Raw genomic sequence first — 22,513 nt, 5'->3', positions numbered from 1 at the left:
AATCCTTGGCATCGCGCAGGTCAGCGGGCACCCTGGTTCGATGAAACGCCTGGACCTCCGCGCCGATCGCATCGAGACATGGGCACGGCTGTGGGTGCCGGCTTTAGTCGCCGGCCTCGCATTGGCCAGCATCGAGCTGGCGGCGATGTTCGACGAGCCGCCGGGTCGGTCGTGGTCCGCGCTGGGGCTGTACCTGTTCAATATCTACGTGATCGCGGAAGGCATTCGCGCGATTTCGCGCGGCCTCGACCGGCATGTGTCGTGGCGGACAGCCGGCGCGTTGCGGGTGGTGGCGCAGCTCGGCTTGTCGGTGGCGTTCGCTTGCGTTTACCTGTTGCTGATCTATGTGCCGCTCAAGCTCTACGAAATCGCCCAGGGCGCCGACGACGTGCTCGGATGGCCGCATATCGCCTTCACTCTGCTGCTGGCGCTGATCTTCGGCACCACCCTGGCCGCGTTTCAACTCCTGTTCGATTTCTTCCGGCAGTGGCGGGCCGCCCAGGCCGAGGCCGAACAGCAACGTCTGGCCGTCACCCGGGCCGAGCTCGACGCGCTCAAGGCCCAGGTCAATCCGCACTTCCTGTTCAACAGCTTCAACACGGTGTACGGACTGATCGAACACGATCCCGCGCGGGCGCGCTCGGTACTGCTCGATCTGTCGGACATCTTCCGCTACGTGTTGCTGCACAACCATCTCGACCTCGTGCCGTTGCCGCAGGAGCTTGCGTTTCTCGAGGCCTATCTGAAGATACTGCGGGCCAGGCACGGCGAAGGTCTGCAGGTGCGGATAAGCGGTTGCGACGAAGTCGCCGGCCGCGCGATCCCGCCGATGACCCTGCAACTGCTGCTGGAAAACGTGGTCTGCCACAACGACATCGAATCCGGACAAGGCATGCAAGTGGATATCCGCTGCGAGAACGACGCGCTGACCGTCAGCAATCCGATCCGCGAGCGCCGCGGCGATACGCGCGGAACCGGTAACGGCCTGAGCCATATCCAGGCGCGTTATCGCCTGCTGTCCGAGCGCGAGATCCGGATCGAACGCAGCGCGCACGTGTTCCGCGTCACCGTGCCGTTGCTGCCATGCGCGCCCTGATCGTCGAGGACGAGGCCATCGCGGCCCGGACGCTGCTGGATCTGCTCAGGCAGACCGCGCCTGAGTTGCAACTGGAACCGCCACTGGGCTCGGTCGCGGCCTGCATCGAGCGATTGTCGCGGCGGCCGCTGCCCGATTTGATGTTCATGGATGTTCATCTGTCCGACGGCCTGTGCTTCGAGATTCTCGATGCGATCCCGGCCAGCATTCCGGTCATCTTCACCACCGCCTACGATCAGTTCGCGCTGAAGGCGTTCGATACGTTCGGCATCGACTACCTGTTGAAGCCCTTGCGGCCCGAGCGCCTGGCGCTCGCGCTGTCGAAGTGGCGGCAGCTGACCCTGGCCGGTACAAGCCCGGCCCCTCGTCCTGTCGATCTGGCCCAGGCCTATTTCGGCCCGGGCCAGCGCTATCGCGAACGTTTCCTGGTCGCCACCGGGCAGGTGCTGACCTCGGTTCCGGTGCGCGACATCGCCTACTTCCACAAGGACCTCGTGGTCCGGCTGGTGACCCGCGAGGCGCGCGGCCATGTCATGTCGCAAAGCCTCGACGAGCTGATGCCGATGCTCGACCCTGCGCGATTCTTTCGCGCCAACCGCCAGACCATCGTCCAGATCGACGCGATCGCGCGCGTGCATCGCGGCTTCAAGGGCAAACTGGAACTGGAATTGATCGCCGGCTGCCAGCAGGACATCGTGGTGAGCCAGGAACGCGCCGGCGCGTTGCGCGATTGGCTCGGGGCCTGAGCCGCCGGTTAGTGATTCGACGCGGCATGGCCCTTGGACACCAGCACCACCGCGTCGTAGGTGTAGATCAGGCGATTGATCGGATTTCCAGCCGGCATGCGCGGCCCATCGGCCCGCAGCGAGGCCAGATCGATCACTACCGCGTCGTCCGCCGGCGCAACCGTCAGCAGCGCTTCGATGCCCAGGGTCTTCAATTCTTCCTTGGCATCGTAGGCGGTGCGTTCGTCCGTGGCGTCCTTCGAAAACGGGAAGTGGCGATTCACCTCGCCGCCGTTCATCAGCACCAGCACATGAAAGCTGCGCCCGCCGTTCGACTCGGCCAGCTCCGAGGCCAGATTGCCGATGTCGAATTGCTGGGTCGGGGTCAGGCCGCGCGCGGCGTGGTACGCGCCGAGTTTGAACAAGGCCCGCGGCCGCGGCTGTTTCGCCTGCGCCGCCTGATAGTTGCGCATGAACAACGACTTCATCATCACCGAGCGGGCGCGGTTGGACGCGTAGGCGCCGGTGTTCTGCGAACGATAGATCTCCGCGCTTGCGGCCATCGCGTCGATCAGGGCCACCGCTTCCTTGTCGCGGCTGGGATCGAAGATGCCACGCAGGCGGGCAAAGTCCTCGGCGCTCCAGTTGACCAGCACGATCGAGCCCGGATCGTGCTTGCTCACCATCTCGTCCCAGGCCGCATCGGCCTCGCGGCGGAACACCGACAACTGCTTGCGCTGCGGCTCGCTCGTGGTCAGTTGCTGCAAACGGTCCAGATGCAGTTGCGACGACAGCAGAAACTCCTGATCGATGCCCCACAGCGACGGCGCCGCGGGATCGCAGGCGGCGAACGAGGCCGCCAGCGCGCCGTCTTCGCTGAAGTTCACGAACGGCGAGAAGAACGGAAACGCCTGGTTGAGTCGCGCCAGCCCGTCCTTGCGCTCGCACTGGGCCGCTTCGACCCGGCGGGCCGCGTAGTAGCCGATTTCCAGGACCAAGTGATCGAGACGCTTGTCGCCCAGCGAGGCCTGCAAGCCTTGGGCGAACCGCGGCGTGTCGGCAAAGCCGTGGTCTTCGCCGATCAGGACGAACTGCGAGGCCGCCGCCTGCTCAAGCAGAAACCCGGCCCCCGCGCCCGACAGACCGCTCGACGCGATCCGCAGCGGCATGGCGCGCGCCTTGACCGCATCGACGAAGGTTTTCTCGGTTGCCTCGGGGGCCTCGGTCGTCTGGGCGCGGACATCAGCGCTGCCCAGCGCTATCGCCAGGGTCGCGCCGAGCAGCATCAGCAAAGACTTCATGCACTTCTTCTCTCATGGGTTGAAGTCTGAATTGTGGGCCAGCCGGCCTGCGTTGCGAGTAGAAACGTCACCAAGCGGGACAAGACCATGTCGAAGCCGCAGATCTCGCCTGCGAACCGGAGCGGCGCCGGTGTCGCTACCGCCTCATTCGCGCCGCTTGCGCGGCTTGTCGCGGGTACGCTTGCCGTTGGCCGCGGCTTGGGAGGTGTCGTCCGGCGCCAGCACGCCGTCGTCGCTCATCCGCTCCAGCCAAGTCAGGGCGTCGACATAGGCCATGAAGTGCTGCAGATAACCCGGCGACACTTCGCGCATCAGGGTCAGCGAGCGATGCACCAGAGCGCCGGAATTAAGCGGGCCGGCATCGGTGGGCACCTGCTCCAGCGACACCCGGGTCTGGTTTTCGACGCGCACGGCCGACCACAGCTTCCTGAAATCGTCGAGCGCGGCGAGTTCCGGAAATGCGGGGCGCGGTGTGGCGTCGTCTGCCGCGACCTCGTCGCGTAGCGCCGCCTGCTCGGCGATGTAGCCGACCAGTGCGCTGATCGCATCGCTCGCGGGCATGTTCGCCGCTGCCTCGTCGCGCGTCGCGAGCGGGGCTGCGGCGGTTTTCAGATCGGCGGCATAGGCCGCGATCAGTTCGGCCAAACGAGCGTCGAGAAGACGCCGCACTTCGCCGTCGTGGCTGGCGGCGCGGCGCTCCAGCGCATCGAGGCGGTAAAACCGCACGCGGCTCATGCGATCGGCGCCTTGCTCGCGCCATGCATCGAGTACCGAGCGCGCATTGGCCTGGCTATCGCGCACGGTGCGTCACTTCGCCTTGGGCGGTTTGGGGATCGGCGCGATTTCCACCCGCCGGTTCTTCGCCCGCCCTTGTTCGTCGGCGTTGGAACTCACCGGCTGCTCCGCGCCGAACGCGGCGGCGAATACCGACGAGGCCGGCACGCCTTCGGCGATCAAGGTGCGAGTCACGGTCAACGCGCGCCGCGCCGACAGTTCCCAGTTGTCGGCGAACGGGCCGCTGCCCTCGCGCACCTGGCGGTCGTCGGTGAAGCCGCTGATCATCAGGATTTCGTTGCGGCTCTTGAGGTAACCCGACAGCGGGCCGGCCAGACTCTTCAACAGCTCGCGGCCTTCCGGCTGCAGGTGCTCGGAGTTGAACGCGAACAGCACGCTGCCGCGAATACCGATGCGACCGTCGACCAGGGTCACCCGTCCCGCCGCCAGCGGCACCGCCAAGGCCTGTTCCAGCGAACTGCGGCGTTGCGCTTCGAGCCGACGCTGCCTGACCTCTTCGTCCAGTCGGCTCGACAGCTGCATCTGCACGCCGAGCACGCCGACCAGGATCAGCACGAACACGCCCAGCAGCACCGACATCAGGTCGCCGAACGCAGCCCAGACCGGCGCGGTCGATTCGCCGTCGCCGCCGTCGTCGTAGATGTCCGCGCTCATGCCGCCTGCTCCCCGTCGACGGCGCGCCGATCGGCCAGCTGATGCATGTCCTCGATGATCTGCTTCTGCGAGAGCATGCTCAGGTCGATGACTTCCCTGGCCTGCGCCACGTAATACGCCAGTTGTTCGTCGCTGCGCGCGAGCGACTTGTCCAATGCGGTCTCGATGCCCTGCAAACGAATCACCAGGGCTTCGTTGGATTCGCCGAACTGCTGCACCGCCGCGCCGAACGCATCGCCCAGGCTCGCGACCTCGACCGCGCCCGCGGCGACCTGGGCGGCGACGACCCCGAGCTTGCCGGTTTCAGCGCCGACATGATCGATGAAGCGGGTGCCGACGCGATCGAGCAGATCCGCCGAAGTGGCCACCAGCGCATCGACCGCGACCCGCTGTTCGGTGGACGCGTGATTGACCGCGTCGAGCAGGGTTTCCAGCGTGGCCAGCAGACGATTGCGCTCGTCGAGCATGGCGGTGTCGCGCGCCATGCTGTCGGACAGTTTCTGGCGCAATTCGGCGATGACCTCGGCCGCGGCCTTGGGCGCCTGCGACGCGGCATCGACCAGACGCGACATCTCGGCGATCGTCTCCTGCGCCTGCGCCTGGGTCTGCGCGGCGATGTCGCGCGCGGACTGCGCGAGGACATCGCAGATCTGTTGCTGGCGTTCGACCGAGTGCTCACCGCTGCGTTCCCAGCGCTGGCCCAGTTCGGCGGCCATCGACGCGAACGCGCCGGTCCACGCGGCCAGGCGCTGTTGATCGCGCGACTCCAGCTCGGCCTGCAGGCTTGCGTGCGACTCGCGCATGGCCTGCAGCAGTGACGCGGCGTGCTGCTCGAACGTCGCCGCGGCCGCGATCAAAGCTTGCTGATTGCGCGTCGCCACCTCGTCGTTGGCGCTCGATTGCCGCGACAGAGCCTCGTTCCATGCATCCGCCGCCGCAACCTGTACTTGCTGATTACGCGCGGCCATGTCTTCGTTGGCGCTCAACTGACGCGACAGCGACTCGTTCCAAACATCCGCCGCCGCGACCAGCGCCTGCTGGTTGCGCGCGGCCACGTCCTCGTTGGCGCTCGCCTGCCGCGATAGCGCGGTGTTCCAGGCGTCCGCCGCCTGCTCGGCGGTGGCTTCGAATCGCGCGCAGACGGTGTCGACCAAACCGGTCGCGCCGCGATCGAAGCTGTCGGTGAAGCGCTCCAGCGCGCTGCCCAGGTTCTGCACCAGGCCTTCATTGGACTGGCGCTGGTCGACCAGCGCCTGGCTCCAGATGCCCGCCACGGTGCTGGTGCTGGCGGCGAAACCCGCCGACAGCCCATCCATCTGCCGCTGCACGGACTGGGTAACGGCCTCGTGCAACGACGCGGTCTCGCGCGCGATCGCCGCCATCGTGGTTTCCACGATCGGCTGCAACGCCGCGCTGGTGACGCGCGCGCTCTCGGCGATGCTCGCCTTCAACGATGCCTCGACCGACGACGCCAGTCGGCTGTAGGCCGCGTCGGTGCGCTCGTGAAACGCGTCCTGACGCGACGTCAGCTGCTCGTGCGCGACCTGACTGTGCTGTTCGATCGCCGCGGTCATCGCCTGCAGCCGCTCGACCAGGGTCGGCATCACCTCGACTTGCTGTTGCAACAGCTTGAACGCTTCTTCCCGGCGATAGGTTTGCGAATGCGTGCGCAGCGTGGTCGCGATGGCGACATCCAGCCGCTGCGCCGCCAGCGCGCGCTCGCGCCGGCACAGCGCGGACAGCAGACCGAGCATCGCCGACGCAGCGACACCGGCGATCGAGGTGCCGAAGGCGAAGCCCAGTCCCGCGACCGGCGCGGCGATGGACTCGCGAATGGCCTGCAGGTCGCTGGCGCTTTCCAGCGCCATGCCGGTTCCGCGCAGCGTGGTCATCATGCCCAGCAAGGTGCCGAGCATGCCCAGCAGCACCAACAGGCCGACCAGATACGGCGTCAGCGACGGCGCCGGCAAGGCCACGCGCTCGCCTTCGATGCGCAGGCGCGCCGCGTTGCGTATCGAAGGATGCAGGCGACCGAGCCAGTCGCCGAGGTTCGACGGCGGCTGCGACAGGTCGGCGACGGCCTGCTGCAACGTCGCGGTGGCTTGACGGTAGCGATACAACTCGAACCCGCCGGCCAAATAACACGCGGCGATCAGCGCCACCACCGACAACGCCAGCGGATTGGCGGCCACATAGCCCGCGCCGACCCAGCACACGGTGATCAAACCGGCGGCGAAGACCGCGGGATAAAGCAGATTTCTGAGCATTTCAGTTCTTTGCATGAGTGCGAAGGGCCGCGAGCAGGCCCTGCGCCGGTTGTAGGCGAACGTCCAGTTCGGCGAGCAATACGTTCTGCATGTCCTTGCGAAATACGTCCAGCCACGCGGTCGGCGCGGCGGTCGGCGCGTCGCCCTCTGCGTCGTCGGCGGCGGCGCTCAGCGCGGCCTGACGCAGGCGCTCGAAGTGTTCGCTCAGCAGCGTCGGCGCGGCCGCCAGCAACGCCCGCTCGCGTCGGCTCAAGGCCCGCTCCATGACCGCATCCACGGCGGCGAGCCGGACCAGGCCGGGCGCGGCGTGCGTGAGCAGCGCGCGCAGGCGCTCGCGCAGGCGGCCGACACCGGCTTCCATGGTCTGTTGCAGGGCGAGATAACGCTGACGGTAGAACGGGAAATCCAGCGTTTCGTCCGTGTCGGCGGCGTTGCCCGGCCCCGGCCCACGCGGCGTCGCCGCGGCGAAGGCGCGGTCGGCGGCGATCGCGCCCGTCAGCGAGGCGCGCACGCGCGCGCATTCGTCGTCGTCGGCGCTGCTGAGGATCCGGTCGTCGAGCAACGCCGCGGGCGGCCTGCCGTCGAGCGCCGTGGACAGCGCCACGGCGTGGGTCCAATCGACCCATTGGCTCAGCTGATCCGACAACGATCGCGCGGGAGGTGGTACGTCGGCGGCGGTCAGGCGAGCGAGCGTGCGGATGAACGTCGGGCCGCGAACCGTAGCCCGTCGAGGTGCTTGCATCATTACTACTGGCTAAAAGATCGCCATTTTACACGCGAATGGCCGCGGCCTGCCGATCGATGCGTACGCGGACGGGCCGACGCGCCGATATTCGCGGCGCTCGCGGCCGATTTAGCGAATTCATGCGCGCGCGCACTGCGTTCCCTAATTGTTCATAAACCGGACGGCCGCGATTGGCCAACACCGCGAAAACCCCTTGTTCTCATGGGTTTCCGACCGCTTTCGCCGGTGTGAGCCTCGCCATCCGCGCCAACGCCCCACAACGCAACGCCGAGGGATCGCTCCCTCGGCGTCGCTGCTACCGGCCGCAACCGTCATCGACGGCCGGCCATTGCCTGCTTCACTTCGCTCAGTCGCCCGCGGCCTTCGCGGCCTCCTTCGCGTTGACTTCCTGGGTGCGCGCGTAGGTCTGCGCGAAGCCGCGCTCGCCGGTGATCATCACGTCGAACACGCAGTTCTGGCGGGTCCGCTCGTCCTTCACGATGCGGCATTCCTGCACCGCGACTTCAAGCGGCAGCGGCTTGACCGGTTCGGCGCCCGGCAGGTTGCACGGCGGGCTTTCCATCGGCCAGTCCTTGTTGGTGAAGGTCTCGGTCGAGGTGCCCGGCGCGTAGTCGAACAAGGTCGTGCTGTGGTTCACCCGCCACGCGTCGCCGAACTTCTTGTACAGATGCACATAGCGATCGTGCAACGCAGCCGGACGCAGGCCCAGGCCCGAACCGTCGGGCAGCGGCGGCAACCAGCTCTTCGGCGCCAACGGCGCGCCGATGCCGCCGACCAGGTTGCTGCCCGGCTGCGCGCCGTTCGCGCCATCGGCGACCTTGCGGGTCACGCCGATGTTGAGATACCACTTGGATTCGCTCGACCACCAGCCCGGCGTCACTTGCAGGTTGTACTTGTCGGGATAGGTGATCTTGATGCCGCCCGGCGCGGAGGTCGGATTGATGCTGCCGCCGTTGCCCAGGTTGATGCCGCCCGAACCGAGCTGGGTCAGCCGGCCGTCGATGCGCAGTTCCAGTCCCTTGGGGTCGGGCACGCCGTTGAGGTTGGGCTGATAGGTGACGCGGTACTTGCCCACGCGGGTGGCGACCGCGCTGTTGAGGCTGACGCAGGTGGCCAGCCCGCTGTACGGATCGGCGCCCGGCGTGAACGAGGTGGCGATCGGCGTCTGCCGCGCCTGGATTTCCACGCCGCTCGGATCGCGCAGGATCGTGTACTCGCCGGCTCCCTGGAAATCGTAGCGGGTGCCGTCGAGCGTGGTCACGTGCGGGTCGCCGTCGACACCGATGATGCCGGTGTTGGTCGGATCGAGCCAATCCTTGAGCCGCGTGGCGGCGGTGCCGCCGCCGTTCCAGCTCACGCTGAGCTTGCCGTACCAGTCCGAGGTGGTCGGCGCGCTGCACGAAGCGTAGCCGCCATGCAGTTGACCGACGCAGCGCTTGGTCGACGCGCTCCACAGACACGAGCCGGACGAACCGCCTTCGGTGGTGCCGTCTTCCCACGCATCGACCCGCCAGTGGTTCGCCGCGGCGTTGACGGTGTTGGACAGATACGCGGTGGAGGTAACCGCATTGGTGTTGAACGAGATCGCCTTCTCATCGCCGGACGGATGATGAATGCCGACCGTCGAAGCCGGCGCCACGCCGCTCGCGTCCCAACCCGAGTAGAACACGTTGGACAGCGGATCGGGCTCTTCTTCCAGCTCCACCAGCAGGAAGTCGCTCGGCGAGTAGGACGCACGGAAGATCGCGCCGGTCTGGTTGTCGGCCAGACTGCCACCGCTGAGCGCGCCGCAGGTGGGCGACTGGAAGTTCCAGTAGAACACCAGGGTGTCGTCGTTGGCGGCGGTGACGCCGCAGTGGTGGGCGCTGAGGAAATACGGCGTGAAATCGAACGAGGTGTTGTTGACCAGCTGACCGCTGCACAGCGAAGTACCGCTGATGCTGTAACGCGCGACCGAGCGAATCTCGTTGGCCCACGGAGCGCCCACCGGGCAGACCACGTCGTTGTTGCACGAGCCCTGTTTTTCAGTACTGTCGTCGGCGAAATCGCGATAGCCCTGATTGACCTTGCCGATCGTCACCGCCGGTTGCGCCACGCCGTTTGGCACGAACACTTCGACGATGATTTCGTCGCCCTTGATGATCGGCGTCCACAAGCGGCCGTCGTGGCTGCGGTTGTGGGTGAGGTACGGGCCTTCCACTTGCTTGCCGGCCGTATCGTAGATCCACAACTTCGCGCCCACCGGCATGTCGAACCGGGTCAGGCCGAGGTTGTGGCTGACCGCGCCGGGCGACTGGATGCGCAGACGCCACAGGCGTCCGTCGGCGAGTTTCTGCCAGGTGCCCGCGTTGTTCAGATCGAACGCCACGCCGGCATCGACCGCGAAGCGGATCGGTTGCGGACCTTGCGCGACTTTGCCGCGCGCGCGGTCTTCGGCCAACAGGCGTTGCGCATCGACCGCGGTCAGCGTCTTGCGCTGCACGGCCTTGAGCGATTTGTCCTGCAGCGAAAAACTTCGGGGTGTTTCGTGCATCCTGGCCACCGCCGCTTGCAGCGGCACGCAGACCAGCACGGTCGCAATGGCCAGACGGCGCAGCCATCGCCTGCCGCCGGTTACGTCTTTGAGCCATGTGGTTCTCATAGCACTCTCCTTGACTGAGTCGGATTTCCCTGCTGCAGGCCTGGGTGAAGTCGCAACTTCGTTGTGGCGTGGATCACGCCTTGCGCATGCCGTTGGATCGCATGCGGGGCATCAGCGGTCGTCGTGCGAGCCGGCCTGCGCGGCTTGCTGATTCGCTCAATGAGAAGGTCAATGAACTCGCCCCGTTCTGGTCAACGCCCCGCACCACGATCAACGGACAGGTGAAGAGGCATTGAGTTGTTAAATCAATACGCAGTTCACCTTCCGAAGCGTTCCGCGATCCATCGCATCGGTGCGCGGCAGCGCTGGCGCGACGGCCAATGCAGCACACATCAAAGTGGCCACGGCCGCGGGCGGGCGACAAGGACGATCCAGGGCGGAAAACGGGCATTGCCGGGAAGGTTTCGAAGCAAACTGTGACGCCCCGCGCGTCCGCGCCGCGGCGGCGGTAAGCTCTCGCCCATGCGCCTGCTCGTACTCGAAGACCAGACCGATTTGCGCGATGCCGTCGCCGGACGCTTGCGCGCGCACGGGCACGCGGTGGACGAGGCCGCCGATCTGGCGACGGCCGAATCTTTCGTGCTGTCGTATGGCTACGACGCATTCGTGCTGGATCGCACCCTGCCCGATGGCGATGCGCTCGCGTTGTTGCGGCGATGGCGCCAGCGCGGCATCGCCACGCCGGCCTTGTTCCTCACCGCGCGCGACGCGGTCGAGGATCGCATCGACGGTTTCGCCGGCGGCGCCGACGATTATCTGATCAAGCCGTTCTCGATGGACGAACTGATGGCGCGCATCGGCGCGATCGGCCGACGCGGCGGCGCGATCCGTCCCAGCGTGTTGCGCGTGGCCGATCTGGAAGTCGACCTGGGCCGTCGCGAAGTCCGTCGCGGCGGCATCGCGCTGCCGCTGCGGCCGAAGGAATTCGCGTTGCTGCAATTGCTGGCCGAGCGCGCCGGGCAAGTCGTCGCCCGCGGCGACATCATCGCCAGTTGCTGGGGCGAAGGTCAGGAGCCGGCATCGAATGCCGACGAGGTGTTGATCGCCGCGTTGCGCCGCAAACTCGGCAGCCCGCCGTTGCTGCACACGGTGCGCGGCGCGGGCTATCGACTGGACGGACGCGATGACGCGACGGCGTGATCAGGTCCTGCGTCGGCTGCATCTGCGCCTGACCGCGGTGTGGACGGCGGCGTGGTTGCTGTGCGTGGTGGTGCTGTGTTCGGTCGCCATCGCCACGCATGCGCGGCTGGCGCAACTCGACCTCGCCTCCAGCGCCAAGCTGCGTGCAACGGCGGTGTACGGCTTGACGTGGTTCGACAGCGACGGCCGCTTTCACGACGAAGTGCTGCGCAAGGAACCCGACGTGATCGACAGCGGCAGCGATATCTGGGTGATCGGCAAAGGCCCGCCGCCGAAGGTGTTGCTGCGACCCGAGCATCCGCGTTTCGATCTCGCCGAACCGTTCGCCTTGGCCGAGGCCGTGATCGCCGGCGGCCGCGATATCGCCAACGAAGGCCACGACCGGCGCGGCCGCGCCTACCTGCTGCAGGCCAAGCCGACCTACGACGATCGCGACCGACCCATCGCCGCGATCCTGGTGTTGGCCGATCCCGGCGCGCGCGATGCCGCGCATGCCGCCTTCGTTCGCTGGACCGTGTCGATCGCCGCGGCGCTGGCCGCGTTCGGCATCCTCGTCGGCCATGTGCTGTCGCGCCGCTCGCTGCGGCCGGCGATAGCGTCGTTCGAACAGCAGGAACGTTTCATCGCCGCGGCGGCGCACGAGCTGCGTACGCCGGTCGCGCGCTTGCAGGCGCTGTGCGAATCGGCGCACGACGGACGCGAGTCGCCGGCGCAGGTGCTGGCCAAGATCGAGCGAGTGACCACGCAGACCGCCGGTCTGGTCGATCAGTTGCTGCTATTGGCGCGGCTGGATGCGGCCGACACGCCGATCACCAAGGAACCCGTGCGCCTGGATCTGCTGGTCGAAGCGATCCTGCCAGAGGACCGGCCGATCGCCTTCCACGCCTCCGAGTCAGTGGTGAACGTGGATCTGCGATTGGTGCAGACCGCCGTGCGCAATCTGATCGACAACGCGTTACTGCACGCGGCGACCGACGCCAGCGATGAGCCGATCAGCGTGACCGTCAGCGGCCGCAAGGTGATCGTCGAGGACCGCGGCCCGGGATTTCCCGATGCGTTATTGCAACGCATCCGCGAACCTTTCGTGACCGGCCCGGGCAGCCGCGGCAGCGGACTCGGCCTGTCGATCGTCCAGCACATCGCCCAGTTGCACGGTGGCGAGCTGCGTCTGGAAAACCGCGCCGACGGCGGCGCGCGGGTGGAATTGGCCTTGTGATGGCGCGGGCGTGATGATGGCGCGGGCGTCATGGCGGCCGCTGTTGACGGGTAATCCATCAGCAAACCACCGCTATCAGCTGGATGTCAGGTTCGCTGGCTAAGGTGCGCCTCCAAGCCCACCCGACAGGCTCCTCCCATGAATATCTCCACCCTTCCCCGCGCCGGCTGGTGTCCGCTGGTCGCCGGCGTGCTCTGCGCCCTCGCCCTGAGCGCCGCCGCCACCGGCGCGGCGCGCGCGCAGAACGGCGGCTACATGCCCGACGAAACCGCGCGCCACGAGGGCACCTGGCTGCAATGGCCGCACGCCTACACCCACGGCCGCGCCTACCGCGACCGGCTCGATCCGACCTGGGTGGCGATGACCCGCGCGCTGGTCACCAGCGAGAACGTGCACATCATCGTCTACGACACCAATGAGCAGAGCCGCGTGCGTGCACTGCTCAACGCCGCCGGAGTCGCGCTGACCAAGGTGAGTTTCCTGATCCGCCCGACCGACGATGTGTGGGTGCGCGACAACGGCCCGCTGTTCGTCTACGACCGCAACGACCAACTCACGATCACCGACTGGGGCTTCAACGGCTGGGGCCTCGATGCGCCTTACCGCAAGGACGACGCCGTGCCCGCCACCGTCGCCGGCCACCTCGGCCTGCCGCGCATGAACGTGAACGACGTGGTGCTGGAAGGCGGCGCGATCGAAGTCGATGGACGCGGCGTGCTGATGGCCACGCGCAGTTCCACCCGCGAGCGCAACCGCAACGCCGAACTCAGCGAAGCCGAACTCGAAGCGGTGCTGTCCGAGCAGCTGGGCGTATCCAAGTTCATCTGGCTCGACGGCGCGCCCGGCGGCAAGGACGACATCACCGACATGCACATCGACGGCTTCGCCCGCTTCGGCACGCCGGACACCGTGGTCACCATGAGCCGCGCCGATTTGCGCCAATGGGGCCTGTCCTCGGCCGATATCGATCGCCTGTACCGCGCGAGCGATATCGACGGTGCCGCCTATCGCATCGTGCAGCTGCCGCTGACCGCGCGCGACGTGGTGACTGCGTACGGCTATGAACTGGGCTACAAAGGCTCGTACGTGAACTACTACGTCGGCAACAGCGTCGTGCTGATGCCCGAGTACAAGGATGACAACGACACCGTCGCCAAATCGATCCTGCAAGGCCTGTATCCGGGCCGCAGCGTGATCGGCATCGACGTGCGCAATCTGTATCGCAACGGCGGCATGGTGCATTGCGTGACCCAGCAGCAGCCGGCTGCGCGTTAAATTGGTCGCAAGCCAAGGGCCTCGATTGCGGTAGTCGGTAGCGGTATAACCATCTGTGCTTGCCCTGCTCGCGGAAAAGCAAAACGCCCGGCATCCGGCGACAGCACGGGCGCGGATTTCCACGACCCGCCTCGCGCCGGCGGAACGGTTCGTGCCGATGCGGCATCCGCGTTAGTCTTCCGCCTGGCGCTTCGCGTCCGGCCCGGACCCGCACCAGGAACCGCGGACGACGCGCAACCGCCCTGGCACGAACATGAGGCTACCCCATGCTGTTGCGAACCGCCCTGCTGATGACACTCTGCGGCGCAATCCTGACCGCGAACACCGCAATCGCCGCGACGCCACCGTCCGTCACCGCGTTCATCCGCGTCAACGTCGTGCCCATGGACCGCGAGCGCGTGTTGCGCGATCAGACCGTCATCGTCGAAAACGGACGCATCCGTGCAATCGGGACCAGGCTCAGCGTGCCCGAACACGCCCGCATCGTCGATGGCGGCGGCAGCGCATGGCTGTCGCCCGGGTTGGCGGACATGCACAGCCATTCCGACAGTCGCGAGGACATGGCCGTCTACCTCGCCAACGGCGTCACCACCGTGCTGCACATGGGCGAGGCGCCCAGCGCCTTCATCGTCAAGACCCGGGCGGCCATCGACCGCGGCGAGTTGCCGGGACCGCGCGTGTACGCAGCCATGATGATCGACGGCTCGCATCGATATGGTCATCTCGCTGTGCATACCGCGCGGCAGGCGCAGGCCATCTCCGCGTTCGCACAGGCCAACGGCTTCGACTTCATCAAGGTCTACAACGACCTCGGCGCCCCGGCATTCGCCGCGTTCGTCGATGCCGGCAAGGCCGGCGGCCCACCGGTGATCGGCCATGGCGTGAACGCAGTGGGGCTTCGGCACCAGATCGAGGCCGGTCAGGCGCTGGTGGCGCACGCGGAAGAATTTTTCTACTCGGTGTTTTTCGCGCCCGGCGAAGACGTCGGCACCGCGGCCCCCGATCCCGCGCGTATCGCGCCGCTGATCGATTTCCTGAAACGCCATCGCACTTACCTCACCACCGACCTGGCCACCTACGCCACCGTGGCCTCGCTGTGGGGCCGCGCCGATGTCGCCGCCACCTACCTCGCACGGCCGCAAGCCCGTTATCTGGCGCCGAGCGAGCGCCTGGACTGGCGCAACCGCGGCAACGGTTATGCCGCGCGCACGGGGTCGCTCGCGGAGCGTCTCGCATTTCTGCGGCGCTTCGTCGGGGCCATGGCCGACGCCGATCTGCCGTTGGTGACCGGCACCGACGCGCCGGTGGTTCCGGGCGTATTCCCCGGTTACTCCCTGCACGCGGAACTGGCCGAATTGGAAGCCGCGGGCTTGAGCCGCTATCAAGCCCTGCGCGCCGCCACGCGCACACCCGGACGCTTCATCGCCGAGTACCGGCCGGGCGGCGAGCGCTTCGGCGAAATCGCGCCCGGGTATCGCGCCGACCTGATCCTGACGTCCGCCAATCCACTCGACGCGCTCGGCGTCTTACGCGCTCCACTCGGGGTGATGGCGCAAGGACACTGGTACTCACGGTCGGCGCTGCGGGCCATGACCGACAAAGTGGCGGCCGATTACCAAGCCGCTGCGTTGCCGTCCACGAAAACGCCTTGATCGACCCATGTGCTTTTAGGCAGCGCGTCGTTCTCAAGCCCACTCCCGCTTACGAAGCGGGAATCGCCGGGGCGCGGATAAGGCTCCTTCTCAGCCGAATCTTCTCGCCGCGACGAGGGCGGGCAGATGGACCGGCGGAATTATTAGAGCTGGTGATTTCCTGAGTGGATGGCGCAAGTCCCCAGGCGCGGTCGTATCGACCTGAAGCAGACAACGCGGGTGCCGCCCCTCTTTAAAGGGGGCAATGTTTCCGTTCGCTGTTGTTGTTGATGTTTTTGTTTCTGCCACTGCCTTTGTCGCCCCGCTTGGGAACTGCTGTTGCTGTTCCCGCCTTTGGAAAATTGGGGTACGGGATTCGCTTGGACGCGGACAAACTCCGTTCGGGTCGTCACTACACCGCGACCGGCATGTTCACCTATCAGCCGTCCGGCACCATCGCGATGCTCGATTTCGACGGCGGCGCGTATATACCGAACCCAGCCGATCACGCCGGAGCATGTGCAGACGGTGTTGCGCCGCGTCTGCGGCACCGACGTCACCGTGACCGCGCTGCAACTCGCCACGACCTGGACCGACCGCACCTATCAGGCGACGGCCTATCGCAACGCACGCGTGTTGCTCGCCGGCGACGCCGCGCATATCCATTCGCCGCTGGGCGGCCAGGGGCTCAACCTCGGTCTCGGCGATGCGATGCGATGAACCTGGGATGGAAGCTCGCCGCGACCATTCGCGGCGACGCGCCGGCCGACCTGTTCGACAGTTATTTCAGCGAACGTCATCCCGTGGGCGCGCAGGTGCTGGACTGGTCGCGCGCCCAGGTCGCATTGATGCGGCCCAGCCCGAGTACGCGCGCGCTCGAAGCCATCATCCGCGACCTCATCGACACCCGCGACGGCGCCGCCTATTTCGCCGAGCGCGTGTGGGGCGTCGGCCTTCGCTACGACCTGGGCGACAGCCACCCGCTGGTGGGGCGCAGCGCGCCGGACTTCGAACTGGCCGATGGAACCCGGCTCGGCGAATTGCTGCGCAATGGCAAGGGCCTGCTGCTGGACTTCGACGCCGATGCGCGGTTGCGCGCGGTTGCGCACGCTCGCGCAGCGCTGGAGCGATCGCATCGCGTATGTCGCCAGCGACGCCATGGATCGGCTCGGCGTGAGCGCCGTGCTGGTGCGTCCGGATGCCTTCGTCGCATGGGCAAGCGAACATGCGACCGACCATGACCAAGCCGCTCAAGCCGCGCCGCGATGGTTCGGCGAACCCGCAGGCTGACGATCGGTTCCGATCCGCGGCGGTTTCGATCCGAACGCGGATTCGGATTATCGGCGTTCAGTCGCCGATGCCCCGCGGCAGCGCCAGGCCCGACGAACCCGCGACCACCTTGCGCACGCTGGAGACGGCGGCCGAGGCAAGCGAACGATGCACCAGGAACGCCGGCGCGCTGCCGCCGATGTCGGTCAGCGAGGCGTAGGTCAGGCGCGTCCCGGCGCCGGTCGGCGTCATCGTCCACTCGCCGCGCGCGCGCAAGGCGATGCAGTCGGGCATCGGCTTTCGGCCGGCATAGTCGAGCGATACGAACGTCACCCGTATCGCTCCGTTGGCCAGCGCCTGCCGCTCGAAGCGCATCGAGTAACAACGATCGCTGGCGACCGAGGTGCTGAGCACATCGGACCACAGCGCCATGTCCGGCCCACGCTGGATGAACGTCCGGTTGATGTTCTTGTTCTTCTCGTCGAGGTACTTTCCGAGCAGATAGTCGGCGACCGTCTTCGGCGAGGCTTTCAGCGACGTGGTGACGCGAAGCTCATCGAAACGCTCGCCGGGAATGCGCCGCGCCTCCAGGCGGATGCCGTCCTTGTCGCTGAGCGATCGCCACTGCGAAGCCTGCTCACTCGCGAACACCGGGCACGCCGGCAGAAAGAACACAAGCCAAGTCAAATACAGGACAAACGCGCGCGAAACAGCCGGAACCCGGCCTGAGACTGGTATGCGGAACGGAGCCATGCTCGTCTCCCGGCGCTTGAGCCGTTGCGCGGATTCGATGCCACGCGCATGACAGGGTCAAGACAGCCGCGATTCGAGCGGCGGCGCCCGGCCACCTAAGACGCGGGGAATGGAGTTGCGACGCAGGCAGCACGAGCGCGTCGCGGGCCACCGGGACCCGGCCCTGGCGGCATCCCGTGATTCGGCGAATCTGAGTTGCCGCCGGTGCCGGCGCGAAACCGCCGCTTCAATCGCGGCCTCATCCACCGCAGTCGCGCGCTCCGATCAGCCGCGCACCGCGGCCTCGATCGTGGCGATATCGATCTTCTGCATCTTCATCATCGCGTCGAACGCGCGCTTGGCGACCTTTGGATCAGGGCTGGTGAACGCATCGGTCAGCACGCGCGGCGTGATCTGCCACGACAGACCCCACTTGTCCTTGCACCAGCCGCACTCGCTTTCCTTGCCGCCGTTGCCGACGATCGCATTCCACAAGCGATCGGTTTCGGCCTGATCGTCGGTCGCGACCTGAAACGAGAACGCCTCGGTGTGCTTGAACGCAGGTCCGCCGTTCAAGCCCAGACACGGAATGCCCATCACCGTGAACTCGACCGTCAACACGTCGCCTTGCTTGCCGTCGGGATAATCGCCGGGCGCGTGATGCACCGCTCCGACCGCGCTGTCGGGAAACGTCTTCGCGTAGAACGTCGCCGCGTCCAGCGCGGTGCCGTCGTACCACAGACAAATCGTGTTCTTGCTGATCGCATTCTTGTTGACCATGGCCGTTCTCCTGGTTTCAGGTGGATACGTGCATTCAACTGGCGCAGAGCACTGGCAAGCGTTTATGCCCTGCCTGCCACGAAGCGCATGCGCGATGGTCTCATGGCGCCGCCGCATGCCCGATCACATCTTTAAACAGGACCCCGACGAGTGCCGGGCAAAAATAGCATCAAGCGCGCGGAAAACAACGGCATGTCGCCATCATTCGCAGATGCCTGGTCGTATTGATCGACGGCGTGTGCAAAAGCCGCATGTCCATCAGACAAATGTCACCCGCGCGGCCTGACATTTCGACGATCGATACGCCCGATCCGCGAAGATCGCGCTCCAGTTCATCGGAAGTCTTCAACACCCTGCGCAGCTCGGACGCGGACCCCGGCCCCAGCGCATCGACCCGATGCGATCCCGCCAGCGCGAGCGTCGCGCCGCCGCGCGGCGACACATCGTCGATCAGAAAGAACGCTTGAATGCCGGGCAGCCGCTGCGACGGATCGGCCGTAACATCCACATGCCAGTTCAAGCCTTTCAAGGTCCACTCGCCCTGGTTCGGCGGCGACAACAGCAACTGAGTGCCTTGGTTTGGCGTCAATGTCCGACCGCCCAATCGGGCGATCAGTTCGATGAGCTCCGGCGTCGCCAACGCGTCGTGCAACCCCGGAACATCCACGAGCGCCGACAGCTTTCCGATCTGCTGAAAGAACGGAAGTTGCCGCAACGACTTCATCGGACTCGTCCGCGCCGACAGCCGTTTCATCTCATCGAGCACCTTCTGCCTGATCGCCGCCATCCGGCTCTTCGGATGGAACGCATCCAACCGCAAGAAACCTTGCGTGGCGAAGAGTTCGGCTTGATCCGGTTTCATCAGGTCGCCCGAGCGAGAAATACGAGGCCTTCGTCCTGCGCCAATGCTTCGTCATCGTAATGGATCAGCCCAAACGCAGCGACCTCGATGATGCAGCCGTGCAGCAAATACACCCGATCCACGGCCACATAGCCAGGCAGCGCCGTCTATTCGCCGATCACCACCACGGCCAGCCCACGCTCATCGTGACCCCAGCGAAGCACTGTCGCCCAATCGCAGGCCTTGACCCTCTTGCTAGTGCAGTGCAGTCATCGCCCCATGCCCGGCGCCTTGGTTGGCTCCTCTTGCATCTGCCCGAGTGCCTGCGCCTGAGCTGTTTGCCGGGCGATACGCTCGTTGATCGCCTCTACCGTTTCGAACGAAGCCGCCTCCGGCGCACGAACGGCCTCGTCCGTTTTCATATGCGCCCGCAGATGCGCCGGGTCGTCGATCCGCCCTTGTACGACGAATACGTTCTCGCCCGCGGCGACTTTTTCATTCCTGGCGCTGAAGACCACGTGATCCACCCGCGACAAGCCATTTTCTTTCGCCAGAACCAACAGGCTTGCGGTCATACGCTCGCTGGTTTCGTCCCATTGACGGCCGTGCTGTTGATCCTGTTGTCGAACCTGGGTCGCGATCTGGCAGTACAAGCCGTGATCCGGATGACTTTGCTCCATCGGCGTCAAACGCTCGCGGCCCAGAGCGACAGGATCGTCCGCCAGAACGGCCGCATCGATGGGCACATGCTGGCTCAAGCTGCGTCCCGTCTTGGTGTGATCGAAGTGCTGGAGTGCGGGCGGCGACCGGCTGGTGTCGTAGTAGGCCTGCCGTTGCTCCGGACGCGGGTCTATCTCCAACCCAAGCCGCTCGATCAAGCGCTCGTTGAGACGCAAAGCCGCCATATCGATGTGCATCTGCGGCTCGACTCCGTTGATCGTGCGCGCGTGCTTCCTGTCGATCGTTATGAGTCGCTCGATCGCGTTTCGTCCGTAGTAGTTGGCATAGTCGGCCTCTCTATGCGGACCGAGCGTGGATATTTCGCGGGCATTCTTTCCGGGCGTGTTCAAGGGCTCCCGATCGAAGTAATTCTTGCCAAGAGTCTCGATGTTGGCCGCCGTCGGCTCGAGGCTGAGTCCAGGTCCGAATGTCAGTCCCGGACGTCCCTCAAACTTGCGCGTGGCGTCGTTCCTTTCGACGAATAAATGGCTTCGTATATTGTTTACACGCCCCATGGCATCCAGTCCCGCCTCTGGATTGACGTGTTTCACCATGCTGGCCACCGCGTTCCATCCGGCGATCTCGGCCTTGGCCTCGTCCTGCCGACCTGCACCGATCAGTCGACCTATCGGTGCGGTGTAGTCGTTGATTGGGTTCTTATCGCGTGCGATATCCCGAACCTCGCGATCGAATACAACATAGGCCTGTCGCTTGGCCGCATGATTGAACCCATGCTGGGTTTCATGCGCGAGCGTGTAAGCCATGCTGAACGGATCGAATCCATCCTCACTGGTGGCGGACGAATTCTGCAACCTCGCGGCTGGAATGTTGATCGACTTGCTGTCGCCGTCATAGGTCGCCCCCGCGCCAAAGCCGGCATCGAGGATGTCGAACTTGATCAAGTGCGGGGAAGGCTTGGCGCTGACCGCCGCTTTCATTTGCGCGGCCAATTCCGGCGACTGGTTGATCGAGTCCTGCAAGTTTCCGAGCATTTCCTGCGAGACAGGAACTTTTCTGCCCGACGTATCCGCATAGACACTGTTTCCGAATCTCACGGACATGTCCTGCAGCTTCAAGACGGCGGTCAGATCTTCCGAGGCAGATACGCCTGATGGACGAAAGCTGGCAGTTGGCAAGGTCACCGCGCCCGATTGGATGTCGTAGCGTCCCGCCGGCCCTTCTTCACCGATGACGAAGGCCTTGATATGCCCCAGTTTCGCCTCATCGTTCATGCGATCCAGCAGCTTGCTATCCGAAGCGAGCGCGTCACGTAACTGAGCGACCCGGTCCGCGGTGGCGCCCGGGTCCGCCGCTAGCCGATCGATGGCGTCGGATAGCTGTTTATTTGGTCTGGCCATGGATTAACCCGCTGAATAGACAGTCAGGCGCTCGACACACAAGGGCGCATCAACGTCTTTTACGGTCCGGTTTCGGGGTCCTATCCGAATCTTCAGCCCTTCGCGATGAAAAATGTATTCATCCAACATTCCGATCTCATTGCGATCCTCACTAACGCTGTACCCCGCTCGTTTCAAGGCGTCCGCATAGGCATCGAAGTCGAGTTTGCATACGGGGGTCATGTCCGCGTCGCTGCGGTTAGCGGGATTGCGTACCTCGTAGGACAGCCTCTCGTTGTAGCGGCCGTCGGCCGGCTCGAATGTCAGCATGTAGAGCCACCCCGAATCAGGCATGCGAACCGTAAATCCATAAACGCCGGCTTCTGGAGCCAACTTGAGGGGAAGCCCGGTTTTCTCGATTACTTGTTGCGCCGTCAGCCCCTTCAGGGAGGGCAGTTCCTTCAATAGCTTTAACACCCTCAGCCCCACCTCTTCGGGCGGCAATGTGGGGTACTCCGAGGCGTCGCTGATCCGATAGTGTTCGTTCGACGTCATGCCATGAGGCTCCTGGGCGGTAACGGCGGTGTGCGGCGGTGTCGGGCTATGGGCGCAGGCGCTGACCGCGAGGACATTGAGAACAATCAATGCGGGCGCGATTGTGTGGGGACGAATGGCTGCGGCGACACAGCGGAACTGGAAGTTGCGCATTGCTTGGATCGCACGCAGAAAGGATGCGCTGAGCATAAGCGAGCCATCATGAGATAAACAACGACCGTTGCGGAAATCATCCGCAAGATCGAAGAAAAAGCCGAGAATTGATGGTGACACATGTGGCTTTTTCAGGCATTCCTGCACCAGGATTTCGTTGACGCTTATCATCGCCTGCTTCGTATCCGCTTGCTCGAATACCAGACTGATACTGCGCGGGACACTATCCAATTTTCTTGCTAAGAGCCTCCCGACACTCCCACTTCATGAAGGCCCCGCTGGGTTCGATCGTCTGGACAAAGACGTTGCACGACCACTTCAGCGCCAACGAGGGCGCAAGTGCGACTGGTCGAATCGAGCAGCAGAAGCCTGCCACGCTGCGTATGGCCATGTAATCCGTCGCTACCTGCGCCTGGATGGCGACCGCCATATGCTGTTGGAGCTGAGTGACGAACCCTGCTTCCCGATCGAACAGGCCATCGCGATCGGGCGGCCCGATCCAGCGTGCATGGTTTATTACCAACGCACGGGACTCTATACGGCAACGAGCCCGGCGATGTCCGTCGGCTTTTCATTCAAGGGATTCGAGCGGCATTGCGTGACGTCGCTTGAAATCGCGGAAACGCCGCGATGACATGGC

General features: G+C 65.4%; 20 protein-coding genes and 1 pseudogene. 10 read left to right on the top strand and 11 right to left on the bottom strand.

Annotated features, from left to right (window positions below):
* Window positions 1-40 precede the first annotated feature (40 nt).
* Together AC3A4T_RS03925 and AC3A4T_RS03920 are read left to right on the top strand one after the other, a co-directional pair.
* Entirely contained in the window at window positions 41-1,096 is a 1,056-nt protein-coding gene (locus tag AC3A4T_RS03925; RefSeq protein ID WP_487674196.1) for a sensor histidine kinase, read from the top strand.
* Window positions 1,084-1,842: a LytR/AlgR family response regulator transcription factor gene (locus AC3A4T_RS03920; RefSeq protein ID WP_487674195.1), complete on the top strand. Its 759-nt coding sequence runs from the start codon at window positions 1,084-1,086 to the stop codon at window positions 1,840-1,842. The genes AC3A4T_RS03925 and AC3A4T_RS03920 overlap by 13 nt, the downstream gene beginning before the upstream one ends.
* Window positions 1,843-1,850: 8 nt before the next feature.
* On the opposite strand, the gene AC3A4T_RS03915 is transcribed toward AC3A4T_RS03920, so the two are convergent.
* The 6 genes from AC3A4T_RS03915 to AC3A4T_RS03890 form a co-directional block, all read right to left on the bottom strand.
* A complete protein-coding gene (locus AC3A4T_RS03915; protein ID WP_487674194.1) occupies window positions 1,851-3,122 on the bottom strand; it encodes a hypothetical protein in 1,272 nt (423 codons plus the stop codon).
* 144 nt (window positions 3,123-3,266) lie between these two features.
* Complete coding sequence (locus AC3A4T_RS03910) at window positions 3,267-3,923, bottom strand: DUF2894 domain-containing protein (protein WP_487674193.1); 657 nt, start codon at window positions 3,921-3,923, stop codon at window positions 3,267-3,269.
* A 6-nt stretch (window positions 3,924-3,929) separates the two neighbouring features.
* Window positions 3,930-4,571 carry an OmpA family protein gene (locus tag AC3A4T_RS03905; RefSeq protein ID WP_487674192.1) on the bottom strand — a complete coding sequence of 214 codons (642 nt, stop codon included), beginning with the start codon at window positions 4,569-4,571 and terminating at the stop codon, window positions 3,930-3,932.
* On the bottom strand, window positions 4,568-6,838 hold the full coding sequence (locus tag AC3A4T_RS03900) for a DUF802 domain-containing protein (protein ID WP_487674191.1): 2,271 nt from the start codon (window positions 6,836-6,838) through the stop codon (window positions 4,568-4,570). The genes AC3A4T_RS03905 and AC3A4T_RS03900 overlap by 4 nt, the downstream gene beginning before the upstream one ends.
* A 1-nt stretch (window position 6,839) precedes the next feature.
* Window positions 6,840-7,583: a DUF3348 domain-containing protein gene (locus AC3A4T_RS03895; protein ID WP_487674190.1), complete on the bottom strand. Its 744-nt coding sequence runs from the start codon at window positions 7,581-7,583 to the stop codon at window positions 6,840-6,842.
* A 346-nt stretch (window positions 7,584-7,929) separates the two neighbouring features.
* The gene (locus AC3A4T_RS03890) at window positions 7,930-10,224 is read right to left on the bottom strand and encodes a hypothetical protein (RefSeq protein ID WP_487674189.1); all 2,295 of its coding nucleotides are present in this window, start codon (window positions 10,222-10,224) and stop codon (window positions 7,930-7,932) included.
* Between the two features lie 462 nt (window positions 10,225-10,686).
* Here AC3A4T_RS03890 and AC3A4T_RS03885 point away from each other — a divergent pair, with 462 nt between their 5' ends.
* The 7 genes and pseudogenes from AC3A4T_RS03885 (at window position 10,687) to AC3A4T_RS03855 (ending at window position 16,776) form a co-directional block, all read left to right on the top strand.
* A complete protein-coding gene (locus AC3A4T_RS03885) occupies window positions 10,687-11,364 on the top strand; it encodes a winged helix-turn-helix domain-containing protein (protein WP_487674188.1) in 678 nt (225 codons plus the stop codon).
* Window positions 11,348-12,580, top strand: coding sequence for a sensor histidine kinase (locus tag AC3A4T_RS03880; protein WP_487674187.1), 1,233 nt, complete (start codon window positions 11,348-11,350; stop codon window positions 12,578-12,580). The genes AC3A4T_RS03885 and AC3A4T_RS03880 overlap by 17 nt, the downstream gene beginning before the upstream one ends.
* 138 nt (window positions 12,581-12,718) lie before the next feature.
* Complete coding sequence (locus AC3A4T_RS03875) at window positions 12,719-13,855, top strand: agmatine deiminase family protein (protein ID WP_487674186.1); 1,137 nt, start codon at window positions 12,719-12,721, stop codon at window positions 13,853-13,855.
* 266 nt (window positions 13,856-14,121) lie between these two features.
* Window positions 14,122-15,507, top strand: coding sequence for an amidohydrolase family protein (locus AC3A4T_RS03870; protein ID WP_487674185.1), 1,386 nt, complete (start codon window positions 14,122-14,124; stop codon window positions 15,505-15,507).
* 498 nt (window positions 15,508-16,005) lie between these two features.
* Window positions 16,006-16,206: an FAD-dependent monooxygenase gene (locus tag AC3A4T_RS03865; RefSeq protein ID WP_487674184.1), complete on the top strand. Its 201-nt coding sequence runs from the start codon at window positions 16,006-16,008 to the stop codon at window positions 16,204-16,206.
* Window positions 16,203-16,556, top strand: a pseudogene (locus tag AC3A4T_RS03860) (FAD-dependent monooxygenase); the annotation flags it as partial. The gene AC3A4T_RS03865 and the pseudogene AC3A4T_RS03860, both read left to right, overlap by 4 nt.
* Window positions 16,507-16,776: an aromatic-ring hydroxylase C-terminal domain-containing protein gene (locus tag AC3A4T_RS03855; RefSeq protein ID WP_487674183.1), complete on the top strand. Its 270-nt coding sequence runs from the start codon at window positions 16,507-16,509 to the stop codon at window positions 16,774-16,776. The pseudogene AC3A4T_RS03860 and the gene AC3A4T_RS03855, both read left to right, overlap by 50 nt.
* A gap of 57 nt (window positions 16,777-16,833) precedes the next feature.
* Here the strand turns inward: AC3A4T_RS03855 and AC3A4T_RS03850 are convergent, their stop codons facing one another.
* The 5 genes from AC3A4T_RS03850 to AC3A4T_RS03830 form a co-directional block, all read right to left on the bottom strand.
* The gene (locus AC3A4T_RS03850) at window positions 16,834-17,406 is read right to left on the bottom strand and encodes an SRPBCC family protein (RefSeq protein WP_487674182.1); all 573 of its coding nucleotides are present in this window, start codon (window positions 17,404-17,406) and stop codon (window positions 16,834-16,836) included.
* 366 nt (window positions 17,407-17,772) lie between these two features.
* Window positions 17,773-18,267 carry a VOC family protein gene (locus AC3A4T_RS03845; protein ID WP_487674181.1) on the bottom strand — a complete coding sequence of 165 codons (495 nt, stop codon included), beginning with the start codon at window positions 18,265-18,267 and terminating at the stop codon, window positions 17,773-17,775.
* Window positions 18,268-18,436: 169 nt separating this feature from the next.
* The gene (locus tag AC3A4T_RS03840; protein ID WP_487674180.1) at window positions 18,437-19,129 is read right to left on the bottom strand and encodes a phytanoyl-CoA dioxygenase family protein; all 693 of its coding nucleotides are present in this window, start codon (window positions 19,127-19,129) and stop codon (window positions 18,437-18,439) included.
* A gap of 248 nt (window positions 19,130-19,377) precedes the next feature.
* Window positions 19,378-21,186: an XVIPCD domain-containing protein gene (locus tag AC3A4T_RS03835; RefSeq protein ID WP_487674179.1), complete on the bottom strand. Its 1,809-nt coding sequence runs from the start codon at window positions 21,184-21,186 to the stop codon at window positions 19,378-19,380.
* 3 nt (window positions 21,187-21,189) lie between these two features.
* On the bottom strand, window positions 21,190-22,104 hold the full coding sequence (locus AC3A4T_RS03830) for a hypothetical protein (protein ID WP_487674178.1): 915 nt from the start codon (window positions 22,102-22,104) through the stop codon (window positions 21,190-21,192).
* 199 nt (window positions 22,105-22,303) lie between these two features.
* Here AC3A4T_RS03830 and AC3A4T_RS03825 point away from each other — a divergent pair, with 199 nt between their 5' ends.
* The gene (locus AC3A4T_RS03825) at window positions 22,304-22,507 is read left to right on the top strand and encodes a hypothetical protein (RefSeq protein WP_487674177.1); all 204 of its coding nucleotides are present in this window, start codon (window positions 22,304-22,306) and stop codon (window positions 22,505-22,507) included.
* Window positions 22,508-22,513 lie beyond the last annotated feature (6 nt).

Source organism: Lysobacter sp. Soil_N_51 (assembly GCF_057655755.1).
The sequence above is the reverse complement of the archived record's forward strand: the minus strand, read 5'-3'. Positions and strand labels throughout refer to the sequence as shown.